The 15,759-nt window shown below is 68.7% G+C and carries 15 protein-coding genes; 2 read left to right on the forward strand and 13 right to left on the reverse strand.

Features of this window, described 5'->3' with window-relative positions:
• Nucleotide 1: 1 nt before the first annotated feature.
• The 8 genes from AB0M45_RS03675 to AB0M45_RS03710 form a co-directional block, all read right to left on the reverse strand.
• Nucleotides 2–1,216: a phosphoglycerate kinase gene (locus tag AB0M45_RS03675; RefSeq protein ID WP_364322505.1), complete on the reverse strand. Its 1,215-nt coding sequence runs from the start codon at nucleotides 1,214–1,216 to the stop codon at nucleotides 2–4.
• Nucleotides 1,217–1,221: 5 nt separating this feature from the next.
• Complete coding sequence (gene gap / locus AB0M45_RS03680) at nucleotides 1,222–2,241, reverse strand: type I glyceraldehyde-3-phosphate dehydrogenase (RefSeq protein ID WP_364322507.1); 1,020 nt, start codon at nucleotides 2,239–2,241, stop codon at nucleotides 1,222–1,224.
• Between the two features lie 172 nt (nucleotides 2,242–2,413).
• Nucleotides 2,414–3,397 (reverse strand): DNA-binding protein WhiA, encoded by a 984-nt coding sequence (gene whiA, locus AB0M45_RS03685; protein ID WP_364322509.1) that lies wholly within the window; start codon nucleotides 3,395–3,397, stop codon nucleotides 2,414–2,416.
• Nucleotides 3,388–4,434, reverse strand: coding sequence for a uridine diphosphate-N-acetylglucosamine-binding protein YvcK (yvcK, locus tag AB0M45_RS03690; protein ID WP_040780004.1), 1,047 nt, complete (start codon nucleotides 4,432–4,434; stop codon nucleotides 3,388–3,390). Before yvcK ends, whiA begins: the two co-directional genes overlap by 10 nt.
• Nucleotides 4,431–5,411, reverse strand: a complete 981-nt coding sequence (rapZ, locus tag AB0M45_RS03695) for an RNase adapter RapZ (protein WP_364322512.1) — start codon at nucleotides 5,409–5,411, stop codon at nucleotides 4,431–4,433. The genes yvcK and rapZ overlap by 4 nt, the downstream gene beginning before the upstream one ends.
• Before the next feature lie 113 nt (nucleotides 5,412–5,524).
• Nucleotides 5,525–7,534 carry an excinuclease ABC subunit UvrC gene (gene uvrC / locus AB0M45_RS03700; RefSeq protein ID WP_364322514.1) on the reverse strand — a complete coding sequence of 670 codons (2,010 nt, stop codon included), beginning with the start codon at nucleotides 7,532–7,534 and terminating at the stop codon, nucleotides 5,525–5,527.
• 55 nt (nucleotides 7,535–7,589) lie between these two features.
• Nucleotides 7,590–8,009, reverse strand: coding sequence for a hypothetical protein (locus tag AB0M45_RS03705; protein ID WP_364322516.1), 420 nt, complete (start codon nucleotides 8,007–8,009; stop codon nucleotides 7,590–7,592).
• A 129-nt stretch (nucleotides 8,010–8,138) separates the two neighbouring features.
• On the reverse strand, nucleotides 8,139–8,828 hold the full coding sequence (locus AB0M45_RS03710; RefSeq protein ID WP_364322518.1) for an HAD-IA family hydrolase: 690 nt from the start codon (nucleotides 8,826–8,828) through the stop codon (nucleotides 8,139–8,141).
• 205 nt (nucleotides 8,829–9,033) lie between these two features.
• On the opposite strand from AB0M45_RS03710, the gene AB0M45_RS03715 reads away from it, so the two are divergent.
• Complete coding sequence (locus AB0M45_RS03715) at nucleotides 9,034–10,932, forward strand: gamma-glutamyltransferase family protein (RefSeq protein ID WP_364322591.1); 1,899 nt, start codon at nucleotides 9,034–9,036, stop codon at nucleotides 10,930–10,932.
• A 28-nt stretch (nucleotides 10,933–10,960) separates the two neighbouring features.
• Here the strand turns inward: AB0M45_RS03715 and AB0M45_RS03720 are convergent, their stop codons facing one another.
• The 5 genes from AB0M45_RS03720 to AB0M45_RS03740 all read right to left on the reverse strand — a co-directional run bounded on the left by AB0M45_RS03720 (nucleotide 10,961) and on the right by AB0M45_RS03740 (nucleotide 14,668).
• On the reverse strand, nucleotides 10,961–11,500 hold the full coding sequence (locus AB0M45_RS03720) for a GNAT family N-acetyltransferase (protein ID WP_364322520.1): 540 nt from the start codon (nucleotides 11,498–11,500) through the stop codon (nucleotides 10,961–10,963).
• Nucleotides 11,501–11,584: 84 nt separating this feature from the next.
• Nucleotides 11,585–12,076 (reverse strand): PH domain-containing protein, encoded by a 492-nt coding sequence (locus tag AB0M45_RS03725; RefSeq protein ID WP_364322522.1) that lies wholly within the window; start codon nucleotides 12,074–12,076, stop codon nucleotides 11,585–11,587.
• A gap of 2 nt (nucleotides 12,077–12,078) precedes the next feature.
• Nucleotides 12,079–12,558, reverse strand: a complete 480-nt coding sequence (ribH, locus tag AB0M45_RS03730; RefSeq protein ID WP_364322524.1) for a 6,7-dimethyl-8-ribityllumazine synthase — start codon at nucleotides 12,556–12,558, stop codon at nucleotides 12,079–12,081.
• 30 nt (nucleotides 12,559–12,588) lie between these two features.
• The gene (locus AB0M45_RS03735; protein WP_364322526.1) at nucleotides 12,589–13,833 is read right to left on the reverse strand and encodes a bifunctional 3,4-dihydroxy-2-butanone-4-phosphate synthase/GTP cyclohydrolase II; all 1,245 of its coding nucleotides are present in this window, start codon (nucleotides 13,831–13,833) and stop codon (nucleotides 12,589–12,591) included.
• Nucleotides 13,834–14,044: 211 nt separating this feature from the next.
• Nucleotides 14,045–14,668, reverse strand: coding sequence for a riboflavin synthase (locus tag AB0M45_RS03740; RefSeq protein WP_364322528.1), 624 nt, complete (start codon nucleotides 14,666–14,668; stop codon nucleotides 14,045–14,047).
• Nucleotides 14,669–15,288: 620 nt separating this feature from the next.
• Between AB0M45_RS03740 and AB0M45_RS03745 the strand changes: the two genes are divergently transcribed.
• Nucleotides 15,289–15,759, forward strand: a complete 471-nt coding sequence (locus tag AB0M45_RS03745) for a hypothetical protein (protein WP_364322530.1) — start codon at nucleotides 15,289–15,291, stop codon at nucleotides 15,757–15,759.

A 15,759-nucleotide genomic window follows, 5' to 3' on the forward strand; every position in this document is an offset into this window, starting at 1 on the left:
CTCAGTCCTCCAACACCGCGATGCCGGGGAGTTCCTTGCCCTCGAGGTACTCCAGCGAGGCGCCGCCACCGGTGGAGATATGCGAGAAGCCGTCCTCCGGCAGGTTCAGCGCGCGTACGGCCGCCGCCGAGTCGCCACCGCCGACGACGCTGAACGCGCCCTTGCCGGTAGCGGTCACGATCGCCTCGGCGACCCCGCGGGTGCCCGCGGCGAACGTCTCGAACTCGAACACGCCCATCGGGCCGTTCCAGAAGACGGTCCGCGCCTCGGTCAGCAGTGCCCCGAAACGGTCCACCGACTCCGGCCCCACGTCCAAGCCCAGCCAGCTGTCCGGGATCTCGTGCGCGGGCACCACCCTCGACTCGGCGTCGGCGGCGAACTTGTCGGCCACCACGATGTCGCGCGGCAGGTGAATGACGTCGGCGTACCGCTCGAGCAGGCCCTTGCAGGTGTCCACCATCTCCTCCTGCAGCAGCGAGGCACCCACCGAGAGGCCCTGTGCGGCAAGGAAGGTGAAGCACATGCCGCCGCCGATCACCAGCGTGTCCACCTTCGGCGCGAGCGCCTCGATGACCGCGAGTTTGTCGGAGACCTTGGAACCGCCGAGCACGACCGCGTAGGGCCGGTCCGGGTTCTCGCTCAGCTTCGCCAGCACCTCGACCTCGGCCGCGACCAGCGTGCCCGCGTAGTGCGGCAGCAGCTGCGCCACGTCGTAGACCGACGCCTGCTTGCGGTGCACCACGCCGAAACCGTCGGAGACGAACGCGCCGTCGTCGCCGACCAGCTCGACCAGCGCCGCGGCGAGCTTGCCGCGTTCGGTGTCGTCCTTGCTGGTCTCGCGCGGGTCGAACCGGATGTTCTCCAGCAGCAGCACGTCGCCGTCGGTGAGGCCCTCGGACCGCGCGAGCGCGTCCTGGCCCACGACGTCACCGGCGAGCTGGACATTGCGGCCCAGTTCCTCGGCGAGCCTGGCGGCTACCGGCGCCAGCGAGAGCTTCGGGTCCGGCTCGCCCTTCGGCCGGCCCAGATGCGCGGTCACGATGACCTTGGCGCCCGCCTCGGCCAGCGCCTTGATGGTCGGCGCCGAGGCGATGATCCGGCCGGGATCGGTGATCTGTCCACTGTCGTCGAGGGGGACGTTCAGGTCCGAGCGCATGAGCACGCCCCGGCCCTCCACACCCTCGCCGAGCAGGTCCGCGAGTGTCTTGACAGCCATACGCGTCAGAGCGACTTGCCGACGAGGCCGATGAGATCGGCGAGACGGTTGGAGTAGCCCCACTCGTTGTCGTACCACGAGTACACCTTGACCTGGTCGTCGATGACCTTGGTCAGTGGCGCGTCGAAGATCGAGGAGTGCGGGTCGGTGACGATATCGCTGGATACGATCGGGTCGACGCTGTACTTCAGGATGCCCTTCAGCGGGCCCTCGGCGGCCGCCTCGAACGCGGCGTTGATCTCCTCGACGGTCGCCTTCTTGGCCAGATCGGCAGTCAGGTCGGTGATCGAGCCGGTGGGGATCGGGACGCGCAGCGAGTAGCCGTCCAGCTTGCCGTTCAGTTCGGGCAGCACCAGGCCGATGGCCTTGGCCGCACCGGTGCTGGTCGGGACGATGTTCAGCGCGGCGGCGCGGGCGCGGCGCAGGTCCTTGTGCGGGCCGTCCTGCAGGTTCTGGTCCTGGGTGTAGGCGTGAATGGTGGTCATCAGGCCCTTGACGATGCCGAACTCGTCGTTGAGGACCTTGGCCAGCGGGCCGAGGCAGTTGGTGGTGCACGAGGCGTTCGAGATGATGTTCTGGCTGCCGTCGTACTTGTCGTCGTTGACGCCCATCACGATGGTGATGTCCTCGCCCTTGGCGGGGGCGGAGATGATGACCTTCTTCGCGCCCGCGGCGAGGTGGCCCTTGGCCTTGGTGGCATCGGTGAAGATGCCGGTGGACTCGACGACCACGTCGACGCCCAGGTCGCCCCAGGGCAGCGCCGCCGGACCCTCCTTGATGGCCAGCGCCTTGATCCGCTGGTCGCCCACCACAATGGTGTCGTCGCCGTCGAGCGAGACGTCCTGCGGCAGCCGGCCGAGGATCGAGTCGTACTTGAGCAGGGTCGCGAGGGTCGCGTTGTCGGTGAGGTCGTTGACCGCGACGATCTCGATGTCGGTGGTGCCGAGCGCCTTCTGCGCCTCCACCGCCCGGAAGAAGTTACGTCCGATACGACCGAAGCCGTTGATGCCTACCCGGACAGTCACGTTATCGCTCCTCAGCTTTTCAGCGGGTCATTCTGATGCCCTACTCACACTAACGCCCTGCCGTGACCTCGCCGACACGCACCTGGCATTCGCGCGGACGGCATGCCTGGTCAGACGCCTGACCAAGAAAAGTTCCGAAGTCGAACACGCCCGACCGGGCAGGGATCGGCCCTCAGGCCTCGTCGAGCAGCTCGGCCGTGACTGCGGATTCGGTGTCGGGCACGCCGAGTTCCTTGGCGCGCCGGTCGGCCATCGACAGCAGCCGCCGGATCCGGCCCGCCACAGCGTCTTTGGTCATCGGCGGATCCGCGAGCTGGCCGAGTTCCTCCAGCGAGGCCTGGCGGTGCTGCACGCGCAGCTTGCCCGCGGCGGCGAGATGGTCGGGCACGTCATCGCTGAGGATCTCCAGCGCGCGCTCCACCCTGGCGGCCGCGGCGACCGCGGCCCGCGCCGAGCGGCGCAGGTTGGCGTCGTCGAAGTTGGCCAGCCGATTGGCGGTGGCGCGGACCTCGCGGCGCAGCCTGCGCTCCTCCCAGACCATCCTGGTGCCGTGCGCACCCATTCTGGTCAGCAGCGCGCCGATCGCCTCGCCGTCGCGCACCACGACGCGGTCGGTGCCGCGCACCTCACGCGCCTTGGCCGTGATCCCCAGCCGCCGGGCCGCCCCGACCAGCGCCAACGCCGCCTCCGGACCGGGGCAACTGACCTCCAGCGCGGAAGAGCGCCCCGGCTCGGTGAGCGAGCCGTGCGCGAGAAACGCTCCGCGCCAAGCGGCTTCGGCGTCGGCGATGCTGCCGCCGACGACCTGCGCCGGCAGGCCGCGCACCGGACGACCGCGAACGTCGAGCAGGCCGGTCTGCCGGGCCAGGGCCTCGCCCTCCTTGGACACCCGCACCACGTACCGGGAGGTCTTGCGCAACCCGCCCGCGCCGAGCACGTGCACGTCGGAGCCGTAGCCGTAGAGCTCGAAGATCTCCCGGCGCAGTCTGCGCGCGATGGACCCCATGTCCACCTCCGCCTCGACGATCACCCGGCCGCCGACGATGTGCAGGCCGCCCGCGAAACGCAGCAGAGCGGACAGTTCCGCCTTGCGGGAACTCACCTGCGCGACGGTGAGCCTGCTCAGCTCGTCTTTCACATCGGCTGTCATCGCCACGAGACGCGCTCCTTTCCACCCAACCCGGAACGCACATCCTGACCCATGTGCCGTCCCTCGACTCGAAGCCCTGCCATTTGCGGCCGAGGTTGCCGGATCACTTGATCCAGTGCGGCGGCAAGCTTTCCGGGGTGATGCCGGTCCGTTCCCGCTTCGGCGACATCGGAGAAGGTTACTCGCGCCCGCAACTGTTCGGCAGCCCTGGCCACATGTTCCCGCTCGCGTCCCTCCGGCACCGAGCCGGAGTCCACCAGCACCTCGTCGACCACGAATTCCGGTGCGTGCTGGGACAATACATGCAAATGCCGCTCCGCGGAGAACCCGGCGGTCTCCCCCGGCTCGGCGGCGAGGTTGAGCACGAGCACTTTGCGCGCCCTGGTGTACACCAGCGCCTCGCGCAGTTCGGGCACGAGTACGTGCGGAATCACGCTGGTGAACCACGATCCCGGGCCCAGCACGACGACGTCGGCGTGCTCGATCGCCGAGGTGGCCTCGGCGCTGGCCGGTGGGTCGGACGGAATCAGCCGCACCCGCCGCACCTTACCGGGCGTCGTGGCGATGGCAACTTGGCCGCGAATGCAGCGGCTGACCCGCGGATCAGCTTCCAGCCCAGAGACATCCGCCTCGATGTCGAGCGCGATCGGCGACATGGGCAGCACCCGCCCGGTGATACGCAACATCCTGGCGACCTCGTCGAGCGCGGCGACCGGGTCGCCGAGCACTTCGGTGAGCCCGGCCAGGATCAAGTTGCCGACGGAGTGCCCGGCCAGGGCGCCGGTGCCGCCGAAACGATGCTGAACGGTTCGCGTCCAGACTCCGTCGGCGTCGGCGGCCAAGGCGGCCAGCGCCATGCGAAGATCCCCCGGCGGCAGCACCCCTAGTTCGGCGCGTAGCCGGCCCGAGGAGCCGCCGTCGTCGGCGACGGTGACCACCGCGCAGATCTTCCTGGTCAGCCGGCGCACGGCGGTCAGTGTCGCGTACAGTCCGTGGCCACCACCCAGCGCGACGATGCTGGGATTGGATTCCCAGCCGGTCATTCGCGCCCCAGGTCTCGATGCACCACACGGACCACATCGGCGGATTCCTCCGGCCCGCCGGTGACCTCACTCATCAGTTCGCCCAGTGCTTCGGCTATCGCGACGCTTCGGTGCTTGCCTCCGGTGCAGCCCACTGCGACCGTCATGTATCGCTTCCCCTCTTGGCGGTAGCCGTTCGTCGTCAGCTCGACCAGGTGGTGGCAGGTGCGCAGGTAATCGTCCGCACCGGGGCGCGACAGCACGTACTCGCTGACCACCGACTCTTGGCCTGTATGTTCCCGCAACTCCGGTATCCAATGTGGATTGGGTAGAAAACGCACATCCAACACCATGTCGGCGTCGAGTGGAACCCCGTACTTGAAGCCGAAGGACTGCACGGTGAGCTGCAGCGCCGTGGGCGCGCCGCCACCGTAGGCCTCTTCCAGCTTGCGGTGCAACTGGTGAATGGACAGCTCGGTGGTGTCGATCACCAGGTCCGCGGCGGTCTTCACGGCCGAAAGGCGCACCCGCTCTGCGGCGATGCCCGCCGACAGCGTGCCGTCCTTGCTCTCGCTCTGCAGCGGATGCCTGCGCCGGGCGAAGCCGAAGCGGCGGATCAGCACGTCGTCGGAGGCCTCCAGGAACAGCACCCTGGTGCGGACGCCCAGCGGCCGCAACTGTTCGGTGACCACGGACAGATCACCGGTGAAGAACCGGCTGCGCACATCCATGACCAGCGCCAGACGCCGGATCGGCGGCTTCGCGGACGCGCCCAGTTCGACCATCCGCCCGAACAGCTCGGGCGGTAGGTTGTCGGCCACATACCAGCCGAGGTCCTCGAGCACGCGGGCCGCGGTGCCGCGGCCCGCGCCCGAGAGCCCGGTCACGATCACCACCTCGACCTGCGGGTTCACCCCGGCGAGGGTGCCGGACGAGTCCGCTCGTCCCGCGCTCGTCGGCGCAGAGCCCGCACTGCTGTTCGATTCGACGCGTGTCATGTCCTACCGGATCCGTCTCTCGGGTGCCTTCCGATCATCGCGCACCGGTCTCGGTATCGTGCGCAGACACACAACGTACGCGAAACCGAATCTTCCGGTGCACCCTCGACTGACTATTCGGACCGGAGCGCCGCAAGGACCGCTTTCGCGGTAGCCATCCCGATGCCGGGAACCTCGGTGATCTGCTCGACCGTGGCCTGCTTCAGCTTGGCCACCGAGCCGAAATGGGTGACCAGAGCGGTCCGGCGCGCGGTGCCGAGGCCGGGCACCGAGTCCAGCGCCGAGACGATCATCCTGCGCGAACGTTTGCTGCGATGGAAGGTGATGGCGAAGCGATGCGCCTCGTCGCGGACCCGCTGCAGGAGATACAGCGCCTCGCTGTTGCGCGGCAGGATCACCGGATCGCTCTCGCCCGGTACCCACACCTCCTCGAGCCGTTTGGCGAGGCCGATCACGGCGACATCGGTGATGCCGAGCTCGTCGAGCACCTCGGCGGCCGCCGCGACCTGAGGCGCGCCGCCGTCGACCACATACAGGTTGGGCGGGTAGGCAAACTTGCGCGGGCGTCCGGTGCGGGGATCGATACCGGGGCGCAAGGTGAGGTCGAGCGCGTCGCCGTCGTCTTCGGTCGCGGCCAGGTCTTCGTGCTCCACCATGTCCCGTTCGCGGCGCAGCTTGAGGAAGCGGCGGCGGGTCACCTCCGCGATGCTGCCGACGTCGTCGGAACGGCCTTCGCCCGCCGCCTCCTTGATCGTGTAGTGGCGGTACTCGGATTTGCGCGCCAAGCCGTCTTCGAAGACCACCAGCGAGGCGACCACGTCGGTGCCCTGCACATGACTGACGTCGACGCATTCGATGCGCAGCGGCGCGGTGTCGAGGTCCAGCGCGTCCTGAATATCTTGCAGCGCTCGAGATCTCGACGTGAGGTCACCGGCTCGCTTGAGTTTGTGCTGGGCCAGGGCCTCCGTCGCGTTGCGCTGCACGGTCTCGGCGAGCGCCTTCTTGTCCCCGCGCTGCGGCACCCGGACCTTCACCGCCGAGCCACGCAGTTCCGACAGCCACTGCTGGACCTGCTCCACGTCGGCGGGCAGCTCCGGCACGAGCACCTCGCGCGGTACCACGGTGGCGGGCTGCTCGTCGGCGCCCTGCTCGACCACGGCGACCTGCTCGCCGTAGAACTGGGTGAGGAACTGTTCGACCAACGCGGCGAGTTCGCCGCCCGACTCCGGGACGTCGACGGCGTCGCCCGATTTGTCGACCACCCAGCCGCGCTGGCCGCGCACCCGGCCGTCGCGCACGTGGAAGACCTGCACGGCCACCTCCAGCTCGTCGGTGGCGAAGGCGATCACGTCGGCATCGGTGCCGGTGCCGAGTACCACCGCCTGCTTCTCCAGCGCGCGGCGCAGCGCCTGCACGTCATCGCGCAGCCGGGCGGCGGCTTCGAAGTCCAGATCTTCGGCGGCGTCGTGCATGCGCCGCTCCAGCTCGCGGACCAAGCGGTCGGTGCGGCCGGCGAGGAAGTCGCAGAAGTCCTCGACGATCCCGCGGTGTTCCTCGGCGCTCACCCGTCCGATGCACGGCGCCGAGCACTTGTCGATGTAGCCGAGCAGGCAAGGGCGCCCGATCTGCCTGTGCCGCTGGAAGACTCCGTTGGAGCAGGTGCGCGCAGGAAACACCCGCAGCAGCAGGTCGAGGGTCTCGCGGATCGCCCAGGCGTGCGCGTACGGACCGAAGTACCGGACGCCCTTGCGCCGCGCGCCGCGGTAGACGAACAACCGCGGGTACTCCTCGTTCAACGTGACCGCGAGCACCGGGTAGGACTTGTCGTCCCGGTAGCGGACGTTGAAGCGCGGATCGAATTCCTTGATCCAGTTGTATTCCAGTTGCAGCGCCTCGACCTCGGTGGACACGACCGTCCACTCGACGCTGGCTGCCGTGGTGACCATCTGCCTGGTGCGCGGGTGCAGGTTCGCCACGTCGGCGAAGTAGGAGTTCAGCCTGCTGCGCAGACTCTTGGCCTTGCCGACGTAGATGACCTGCCGATGGGCATCCCGGAATTTGTAGACACCGGGTTCGACGGGAATCGTGCCCGGCGCGGGCCGGTACGTCGCTGGATCTGCCACGATTCCAGCCTAATGACCGGCACCGACAGCCCGGCACGGCGGCATCGCGGCGGCGTCAGGGCTCCCGGACGCCGAACCACGCCTTGGCGTCCGGTCGGCACAGCAGGTGCACGACGGCCGCCGAACTGCCGAGCGAATAGGCCGCGGCGACGACTCCGATCAGGGGCGGGACGGTCGCGAGGTCGCGCAGCGCGGAGCACCCGACGACGGCCTGCAGGATCGCCAGCGCCAGCGCAAGGCCGCGCACCGTGCGCGCGCCCTCGGCGAACCCGAAGACGAGCAGGCCGAGCGCCCAGGCGACGCAGAACTGAGTGGACGCCATGGCCGCCGCGTCGCCACCGCGCGTCAGGTTCATCAGCACCGGATACGCGAGCCCGAACCCCGCCATTCCCGCGACGGCTTCCCGCACGTCCCGAACCGCCTCCGGCATGGCCGTTTCCACGCCGACGAACGGCTCCTCACCCGAAAACGCCATGCTCACACCCGTACCCCCGTTGGTACCGAACGAACCGACGCACCTGACGAACACGTCGATTCGCACGGTAACACGGTGGCGACCCCGGGAACTCGGGCTTCGGCAAATGGATACGCGTGGTGACGCCGGCTATTCCAGAAGCCCGTGCCGACGCAAAGCGGTCAGCAGCGCGTCCGGGCGTTCGGCGGTGGGCAAGGCCTCCACCAGGGCGAATCGGCTGCCGAGCGCGGCGGCGCCGCCGTCGGCCTCCGCGCTGTCGCCGATCATCAGGGCCGCGTCGGCGGATACGCCGAGTTCCTCCAGGGCGGAGTGGAAGATTTCCGGGTCCGGCTTCATGGCGCCGACCTCATAGGAGAGCGTGAACGCGCCGACCAGGCGGTGCCAGCCGCGTGCCGTGAACGACGGGCGGATGTCGAACGGGATGTTGCTCACCACCGCGACCGGAACATCCTGTGCCGCGAGAAGATTCAAGACAGCCTCGCTGTCGGGATAAGGCGTCCACTCCAGCGGGTCGAGCAGCCGGGCATACAGTCGTTCGGCGTCCTCGTCGGAGGGGACGCCCGACTTGCGCAGCACCTCCATCATGGCGATGCGATGCAGCGCGGGATCGAGATCGCGGTTGTCCCACGCGTACTTCGTCTCGGCGTCGAATTCCACGATCTGCTCCACCGGCGCCGTCATCCTGCGCATGATCTCGGCCTTCTCGTGCACGTCGAACGCCCGCCCGTCGGGCCGGGTCAGATCCGCGTACCAGGATTCGTCGTCCTCCAGCCGGAACAAGGTCCCGGAGAAGTCGAACAGCACCGCCTCGATGGTCACTCGACCAGCCTACCGATGGCCCGGCGGACTACGCGGTTCGATGCGTTTCGGCTGGGGTTCTCGACACTCGCTGCGGCCGGGGCGATTTCGTCGGTGGGAAGGAAAGCCGGGCAAGCGGTAGGTGGCGGGCGATAGAGTCCCCCGCATGGGGCGCAAGCGAGGAACCTGGGTCGCCGCAGCGGCGGCGTTCGTGCTGACCATCGGGATGGTGACGGCCTGTTCGTCCGGTGCGGACCGAGCCGGCGGTGTCTGCGAGACGGTCCCGAACGGCACGCCGGTCACCGCGTCCGCGACCGGCCCGGCGGGAAGCGGCACCAAAGACCTGAGCACCAACCCGGAGATAGCGAGCGGCTATCGCACGAATATGACGCCGGTGCGCACGCACACGTTCGCGGTCTCCACCGCCAACCCGGTGTCGACCAAGGCCGCCTGCGAGGTGCTGCGCGACGGCGGAACGGCGGCGGACGCCCTGATCGCGGCGCAGACGGTGCTCGGGCTGGTGGAACCGCAGGCGTCCGGTATCGGCGGCGGCGCGTTCCTGCTCTACTACGACACGAACACGAAGACCGTGGACGCCTACGACGGCCGCGAAGTGGCTCCGGCGGCCGCTACCGAGAACTACCTGCGCTGGATCAGCGACACCGATCGCACCGAACCCAAGCCGAACGCACGCTCCAGCGGCCGCTCCATCGGGGTGCCCGGTGTGCTACGCATGCTCGAGCTGGCGCACCGCGACCACGGCAAGACCGCGTGGCGTGAGCTGTTCGATCCCGCCATCGGACTGGCCGATCAGGGGTTCCCGATCAGTCCGCGCCTGGCCGGCCAGATCGCGGAGTCGGCGAAGGACCTCGCGCTCGACGAGGACGCCAAGGCGTACTTCCTCAACCCGGACGGCAGCCCGAAGGCCGCCGAGACCGTACTCACCAATCCGGCGATGGCGAAGACGCTCGGAGCCGTCGCCTCGGAGGGCGCGCAGGCCTTCTACACCGGCGCCATCGCCCGCGACATCGTCGAGGCCACGAGCCGGTCGTCCGGCGGGCGCACGCCGGGCCTGATCACGACCGAGGACCTGGCCGGCTACCAGGCGAAGAAGCGCACGGCGTTGTGCACCGGCTACCGCGAACACGAGATCTGCGGCATGCCCAGCCCCTCCTCCGGCGGCATCGCCGTCGCCGCCACCTTGGGCATCCTGGAGAACTTCGACCTGGCCACCATGCGGCCGGACAATATCGATCGCAACGGCGGACGGCCGAACGCCGAAGCCGTGCACATCATCGCGGAGGCCGAGCGTCTCGCCTACGCCGACCGCAACAAGTACGTGGCCGACACGGATTTCATTCCGCTGCCTGGCAATTCGGCACAGACCCTGCTGAACAAGGACTATCTGCGGCAGCGCGCCGGGCTGATCAACCCCGGCCGCAGCATGGGCACCGCGCAGCCCGGTGACTTCGGCCCCGTTCCGCTGGGCGTCGGCCCGCAGCCCCTGGAGCACGGCACCAGCCACATCTCGGTGGTCGATGAATACGGCAACGCGGCGGCCATGACCACCACCGTCGAGTCCGCGTTCGGTTCCTTCCACCTGGTCGACGGCTTCGTGCTGAACAACCAGCTCACCGACTTCAACGCCGACCCGGTCGGCGCCGACGGCCTGCCGATGGCCAACCGTGTCCAGCCGGGCAAGCGCCCGCGCAGCTCGATGAGTCCCACGCTGGTGTTCGACAAGGGCCCCGATGGCGCACGCGGCCAGCTCACCCATGTCGCCGGTTCGCCCGGCGGTTCGGTGATCATCCAGTTCGTGGTGAAAACCCTGGTCAACATGTTCGACTGGGGCCTCGACCCGCAACAAGCGGTCTCCGCGGTCGCCTTCGGCGCCGGGAACAGCCCGTCCACCGGGGTCGGCGGCGAGCATCCGGCAATCAACGCGGCCGACAACGGCGACCACGACCCGCTCGTGCTCCGGCTCCGGCAACTCGGTCACCAGATATCGGTCGCGCCGCAAACCAGCGGCCTCAGCGCCCTGAAACGCAACGGCCCGGACGGGTGGATCGGCGGCGCCGATCCCCGCCGCGAGGGCGCGGTCCTGGGCGACACCCACACTCAGTGAGCCGGCCGCGCTGGATCGGCTCTGGAACTCAGTTCGTCCGCAGCATCGGGTATCCGACGGGACCGTGACCGATCGTCACCTCACCCTGCGGTTCGAACCCGAAGCGTTGATAGAACGGCACGGTGCCGTGGCTGTTCGAGATCAGGAAGCAGGGCTGCTCCGCCGATGACAGCCTCCGCTCCAGCAGCGACGTCGCCAGGCCTCGCCCCTGCGCGGCGGGCAGCGTGCCGATGGCGGCCAGATACAGGTGCGGCGTCGCGGGCCGCGCCTGCTCCATCTGCCGCGCGGCGGCCACCGCACGCTTCGTGCTGCGCCCCATGGCACGCAGCAACGTCAGTGGCTTGGCCATCGGCGACACCACGCCCGCGGGTTCCCACAGCGCCACGCAGGCGAGGTTTCCTTCCGCATCGTGTGCCAGATCGACCAGCCCGTTCTTCCTGCGCGACGCGATGCGCGAATCCCAGAACAGCGGCAAGGCCTCATACCGTCGCGGTGAACGCGGCCAGAAGTAGACCATCAGTGGATCGTCGGCGAAAGCCGCCGCGAGGACGAACGCACCCGGCTCCATACTGGCGAGGCTAGACCAGCGGCGCGATCCGCGCGAGACGGACGAACCCGGGCTCGCGCGCCACTGTCGACGCGCCCAGAGTGATCACTTGCTCTCGGAGTACTTCGCGCCGAGTTCGCGCAGCCGCGCCATCGCCCGCGCGGCGTGCTCCTTGTCGTTGGAGCGGATCGCCAGCATCGGGACGTAGTCGTCGCCGACCAATTCCAAACGCGCCCAGGACTTCCGATCCGGGAACGACACGCCTCGGATGTACTCCCACGGGAAATCGTTGTCGCCCAAGACGTTCCGCACGGACACACCGCGCGGCCCCACCCGCACCCTTGGCCTGGTCAGCAACAGCACCGCCGCGGCGCCGAGCAAGCCGATCCCGATCATCGCGATCTGGTCGGCCACACGGAAGTTGACGCCGGTCGACCCGCTGCGCAGCCAGACACCGCCCGCGGTGAACGCGGCAGCGATCAGCACCGCCACGACCCAGGCCGTCCGCACCGCCCGCCGCGGGCGCACCTCGAAATCCCACTCGGGCGCATGGCCGGGCGAGCCCGTGTTCCTCCGGAAAATACGGACGACCGGCATCGCTATGCGGACTGCCGTAGGGCGCGCAGCGTCAGCGCGGCGTCCAGCGCCGCGGCCGCCGCCTGCTCGCCCTTGTTCTCATGCGACTCCGGCAGGCCCGCCCGATCCAGCGCCTGCCGCTCGTTGTTCGTGGTGAGCACCCCATTCGCGACCGGCGTACCCTCGTCCAGCGAAACCCGGGTGAGCCCGGCGGTCACCGCATCGCAGACGTACTCGAAATGCGGTGTGTCACCGCGGATCACCACGCCGAGCGCGACCACCGCATCGTGCGACCTGGCCAGCTCCTGGGCGACCACCGGCAGCTCCATGGCGCCCGCGCAGCGCACCACCGTGATGTGCCGTACGCCGGCGTCCTTGGCCACCCGCTCGGCATTCGCGAGCAGCGTGTCGCAGATCTGGGTGTGCCAGCGCGACGCGACGATGCCCAAGGAGAGGTCCTTGGCATCCTCCAACGCGAAAGTCGGTACCCCGGTACCGCTCATCGATGTCCGCCTTCCCGGTCTGTTCGCAGTTCAGTGTGCCGTCTCGCCGAGATCGAGCTCGTCCAGCCCGATCAGGTCGTGCCCCATCCGGTCCCGCTTGGTGCGCAGGTAGTGCAGGTTCTCCGCGTTGGCGCGCAACGGCATGGGCACCCGCTCGGTGATCCGCAGACCGTAGCCGTCCAAGCCGACCCGCTTGGCCGGGTTGTTGGTGAGCAACCGCATCGAGCGGATGCCGAGATCCACCAGGATCTGCGCGCCGGTGCCGTAATCGCGGGCATCCGCGGGCAGCCCCAGCTGCAGATTCGCGTCGACGGTGTCGTGTCCGGAATCCTGTAGCTGGTAAGCCTGCAACTTGTGCATCAGGCCGATGCCGCGTCCTTCGTGGCCGCGCATGTACAGCACCACACCGCGGCCCTCGGCCGCGACCATTTCCAGCGCGGCGTCGAGCTGCGGACCGCAGTCGCAGCGCAGCGACCCGAACACATCACCGGTCAGGCACTCGGAGTGCACGCGGACCAGGACGTCCTCGCCGTCGCTGATATCGCCGCGCACCAGCGCGACGTGCTCCACCTCGTCGTAGATGCTCTGATAGCCGACGGCCTTGAACTCGCCGTGCGCGGTGGGGATGCGCGCTTCGGCGACTCGCACCACATGCTTCTCGTGCTTACGCCGCCAGGCGATCATGTCCGCGATGGAGATCAGCGCGAGCTCGTGCTCGTCGGCGAAGACGCGCAGCTCCTCCGTGCGAGCCATGTGTCCCTCGTCCTTCTGGCTGACGATCTCGCAGATCACGCCCGCGGGCCGCAGACCGGCCATGCGCGCCAGATCGACGGCCGCCTCGGTGTGCCCGGGGCGGCGCAGCACCCCGCCGTCCTTGGCACGCAGCGGCACCACGTGACCGGGGCGGGTGAAGTCGTCGGCCTTGGCGTTGGCGTCGGCCAGCAGCCGCATGGTGGTGGCGCGGTCGGCGCCGGAGATGCCGGTGGTGATGCCCTCGCGCGCGTCCACCGAGACGGTGTAGGCGGTGCCGTGCTTGTCCTGGTTCATCGCGTACATCGGCGGCAGGCCGAGCCGATCGCAATCGTCACCGGTGAGGGGCACACAGATGTAACCGGAGGTGTAGCGGATCATGAAGGCGACCAGTTCCGGGGTGGCCTTTTCCGCCGCGAAGATGAGGTCGCCCTCGTTCTCGCGGTCCTCGTCGTCGACGACGACGACCGCTTTACCGGCGGCGATATCGGCGACTGCGCGCTCGATGCTGTCGAACCTGGTCACGTCTGCTGTGCTCCATCTCGAAACGGGTGCCTCACCACAGTACTGTGCTCAATGTGCAGCGCCTGCGGCGCTGCGTGTTCGCGGCCCCCTAATGGCTCGCGTCCGGCGGCTGAGCGCAAGACCTCGGAGATCGCGGCCTGCCGGTTGGTGGCGGCGGGCGCGGCCCCGCGCCTCCCCCCGGCGCATACCGGGACGAGCGGGTGGAACACGGCTAGCCGCGCTGCTGGAGGCGTTCGACGTACTTGGCGATCACGTCGACTTCCAGGTTCACGGTGGCGCCGACGGCGGCGGAGCCGAGGTTGGTCAGCGCGAGCGTGGTGGGGATGAGGGAGACCTCGAACCAGTCCCTGGTGCCGTTCTCGGTGGGCTCGTCGGAGACCCCGAGGCCGGAGACGGTGAGCGAGATACCGTCGACGGTGATCGAACCTTTCTCCACCACGTAGCGGGCGAGGTTCCCGGGCAGCGAGATCCGTACCACGTCCCAGTTCTCCGACGGGGTTCGCGAGAGCACGGTGCCGGTGCCGTCGACGTGGCCCTGCACCAGGTGGCCGCCGAGCCTGCTGTTCAGCGCGGCGGCGCGCTCCAGGTTCACTTTCGCGCCCACGTCCAGCGTGCCGATGCTGGAACGGTTGAGCGTCTCCGCCATGACGTCGACGGTGAACGAGTCGCCGCCGACGACGTCCACGACGGTCAGGCACACGCCGTTCACCGCGATCGAATCACCATGTCCGGCATCGGAGGTCACCAGCTTGCCCTTGATCGTCAGCCGCGCGGCGTCGGCCAGCTGCTCGCTGGCGACGATCTCGCCGAGTTCCTCGACGATGCCTGTGAACATGTGCCCTGACTCCCTATCGCGTCGTTGTCGTCCGGTTGCGCCAACAGCGCGGGCACCGGCCGCTATTCCCGCGCCTCCTCAGCCTAATGGGCGCTGCCGAACGTAGTCCGTCCTCAACCCCCGGCCGGAGCGAAGGCGGGGTACGCCTGACGACGCTGGACGTCGGAGACAGCGCGCACTCCGGGCACGCGAGTGAAACCGACCGCAGCCGATACGACCCGAAGCAGACCGCGCCGAGACCGTTGGCGCCGGGAACAAACTCATGCCATGGAAGTGGAACAAAATATGTCCAGACGTGTGGAAATTATCGGCCACACCGGCGGACGATAATTATTCGCCCGCATTTCCGATACCGCTCGTCGCCGTTCATCCGGCGTAGTGAACGCGATCCATGATCGGTACCCCATCGCGACACGGTTATAAACGAGAATTTGCGCGCGAACGACCGGAGAGCGATATCGTTATCCGGCCGACTTCTCCCGTTCAACTTCTCGCATGCACAGTTCGGCCCGACGGATCGACCAGGGCGCACGTCCTATGCCCGACACATGACCTCACTACTCGAGGAAGCCGGAAAACACAGTGCGACAAATCGAGTCCGACACGGTTGGGGGTGCGACGTGACCACATTTATCGATTCGACGCCGGAAGCGCGCTGCGTGCGGTATCACCGCGAATTCCAGCTGCCCGCATCGGTGGATCCCGGCTCGCGCCGCATTCTGCTGCGCATCGGCATCGATTACGGGGCCGTCAGCATGCCCGCCGAACTCGGCGAACAGGTGCTGCGGCGACTCGGCCAGGACGGAATCGCCGGACCGGTCGTCGACCATCCACGCGCGCGGCGCTGGACCTTCCTCACCGGGCCCGCCCAGCACGACGCGCTCAGTACCGCGGTCTCGGCCGAATTGTTCCGGCTGTACGCGACGGTGGCCGGTGCGGGCAGCCAGGTGGTGCTGCCCTCGCCGGACGACGAGCGCACCGGCTACCGCATCTGGATCCGGCCGCCCGAGGCGGCGGCGCACCGGCCGCCACTGAAGGCGGTCATCGCCGCGCTTCGCGGCGTCGCCGCAGGGAAAATCCGTGCGAAGTAA

The organism is Nocardia sp. NPDC051787, assembly GCF_040681325.1.
Classification (GTDB): domain Bacteria; phylum Actinomycetota; class Actinomycetes; order Mycobacteriales; family Mycobacteriaceae; genus Nocardia.

Coding starts and splice junctions, on each gene's coding strand:
- AB0M45_RS03675 (WP_364322505.1), bottom strand. CDS start 1,216: ATGGCTGTCAAGACACTCGCGGACCTGCTCGGCGAGGGTGTGGAGGGC.
- yvcK (WP_040780004.1), bottom strand. CDS start 4,434: ATGACCGGCTGGGAATCCAATCCCAGCATCGTCGCGCTGGGTGGTGGC.
- rapZ (WP_364322512.1), bottom strand. CDS start 5,411: ATGACACGCGTCGAATCGAACAGCAGTGCGGGCTCTGCGCCGACGAGC.
- AB0M45_RS03705 (WP_364322516.1), bottom strand. CDS start 8,009: ATGGCGTTTTCGGGTGAGGAGCCGTTCGTCGGCGTGGAAACGGCCATG.
- AB0M45_RS03715 (WP_364322591.1), top strand. CDS start 9,034: ATGGTGACGGCCTGTTCGTCCGGTGCGGACCGAGCCGGCGGTGTCTGC.
- AB0M45_RS03720 (WP_364322520.1), bottom strand. CDS start 11,500: ATGGAGCCGGGTGCGTTCGTCCTCGCGGCGGCTTTCGCCGACGATCCA.
- AB0M45_RS03725 (WP_364322522.1), bottom strand. CDS start 12,076: ATGCCGGTCGTCCGTATTTTCCGGAGGAACACGGGCTCGCCCGGCCAT.
- ribH (WP_364322524.1), bottom strand. CDS start 12,558: ATGAGCGGTACCGGGGTACCGACTTTCGCGTTGGAGGATGCCAAGGAC.
- AB0M45_RS03740 (WP_364322528.1), bottom strand. CDS start 14,668: ATGTTCACAGGCATCGTCGAGGAACTCGGCGAGATCGTCGCCAGCGAG.